Source organism: Micromonospora sp. NPDC051296, assembly GCF_040682255.1.
GTDB lineage: Bacteria > Actinomycetota > Actinomycetes > Mycobacteriales > Micromonosporaceae > Micromonospora > Micromonospora craterilacus.
In genome coordinates this window covers 1-1713 of record NZ_JBFBAO010000638.1, presented here as the reverse complement: position 1 = coordinate 1713, position 1713 = coordinate 1, and the positions used below count along the sequence as shown (strand labels likewise).

Annotated in this window: 2 protein-coding genes; one reads left to right on the top strand and one right to left on the bottom strand. The window is 74.1% G+C overall.

The genetic code is table 11. From position 1 onward, the window contains the following. Positions 1-164: 164 nt before the first annotated feature. Positions 165-1073 (bottom strand): 5'-3' exonuclease, encoded by a 909-nt coding sequence (locus tag AB0M52_RS33740; protein WP_363961925.1) that lies wholly within the window; start codon positions 1071-1073, stop codon positions 165-167. 93 nt (positions 1074-1166) lie between these two features. On the opposite strand from AB0M52_RS33740, the gene AB0M52_RS33735 reads away from it, so the two are divergent. Further along, on the top strand, positions 1167-1547 hold the full coding sequence (locus AB0M52_RS33735; RefSeq protein ID WP_363961923.1) for a VOC family protein: 381 nt from the start codon (positions 1167-1169) through the stop codon (positions 1545-1547). Positions 1548-1713: the final 166 nt, after the last annotated feature.

Genomic DNA, 1713 nt, shown 5'->3' with positions numbered 1-1713 from the left:
CCGGGGAGCTGCCGCCCCCCGTCCGACTGCCCGGTACCACACCGCGCGAGCTGCGCTCCCGCCGCCCGCCTCATCCCCGGCCGCGATCATGCTGGCCAGCGCCACTCCGGGCGGGGGAGGGGAGGGTGGGAAGTCGGGGTCTGGGTGGGAGGGGTGCTGGTGTCTCAGGTGGTGGGGGTGCGGGTGGTGAGGGCGTCGACCAGGCGGCGGGTGGAGCCGGCCAGGTTCCAACGCTCGGCCAGCTCGATGAGTCTGTCCGGGTCGGCCGGCGCGATCGGTAGCTCGGTGGGCAGCGGCGGCAGCGGTACGTCCAGGGCGACCCGGACCACCTTCGGCGCCACGGCGAGGTAGTCGCGGGCGGCGACGAGCTTGGTGCGCAGCCCGGGGGCGAAGCCGGAGGCCGGGTCGTCCAGGGCGGCGAGGATGCCGGCGATGTCGCCGTACCGGTCCACCAGGCGGGCGGCGGTCTTCTCGCCGACCCCGACCACCCCGGGTAGCCCGTCGCTCGGGTCGCCGCGCAGGGCGGCGAACTCGGCGTACCGATCGGCCGGCACGCCGTAGCGGGCGCGGACCGCGGTGTCGTCGCAGTCGTCCAGCTTGGCCACGCCCCGCCCGATGTAGAGCAGCCGCACCCCGCGGGCGTCGTCGATCAGCTGGAACAGGTCGCGGTCGCCCGAGACCACCTCCACCGGCCCGGGCTGGGTGACCGACAGGGTGCCGAGCACGTCGTCGGCCTCGTAGCCGGCCGCGCCGACCACGGTGATGCCCAGTGCGTCGAGCACGTCGAGGATCATCGGCACCTGCGGGGTGAGGGTGTCCGGCACCACCTCGCCGCCCTCGGGCGCCACTCGGTGCGCCTTGTACGACGGCAGCAGCGCCACCCGCCAGTCCGGCCGCCAGTCGTGGTCCATCGCGCACACCATCCGGCCCGGCCGCCGGGTGCGGATCAGTTGGGCGAGCATGTCGAGGAAGCCGCGTACGGCGTTGACCGGCTGGCCGTCGGCGGTCTTCGCGGCGGACTCGGGGATGCCGAAGTACGCCCGGAAGTAGAGACTGGGCGCGTCGACGAGCATGATCGGGGTCTGCTGTGCCACGCCCGACAGCCTGACACAACCCACCGACGTTCGCCGCGGACGGCACGGCGGTCGCGCGATCAGGAGGACGCCATGTCCGCAGCCGCCCGGCTGACACTGACCACGGTCAACCTGGACACGCCCGACCCGGCCGCGCTGGCCCGGTTCTACGCGAACCTGCTCGGCTGGGACGTCGAGGTCGAGGAGACCGACGACGTCATCCTGCGCTCGGCCGACGGCGGGGTGGGCCTGTCCTTCCAGCGCGAGCGGGCGTACGTGCGCCCGACCTGGCCGGCCGAGGCGGGCCGGCAGCAGATGATGATGCACCTGGAGATCGGCGTCGAGAACCTGTCCGATGCCCTCGACCACGCGCTGGCCTGCGGCGCGAGCCTGGCCGACTATCAGCCGCAGGAGGACGTGCGGGTCTGCCTGGACCCGGACGGTCACCCGTTCTGCCTCTGGCTGATCGGCTGACCTCGGCGCACCGCCGGGACACGGCCCCGGCCGGCCCACTCGGCCCAAACGACCGTTAAGCTGACTGGGTGGGAACCGAGGAGCTGTACCCGCCGCAGCGGCTGGCCGCCGCGCAGCGCGCCACCGCCGCCGCCGGGCTGGACGCGCTGCTGCTCAGCCCCGGCTC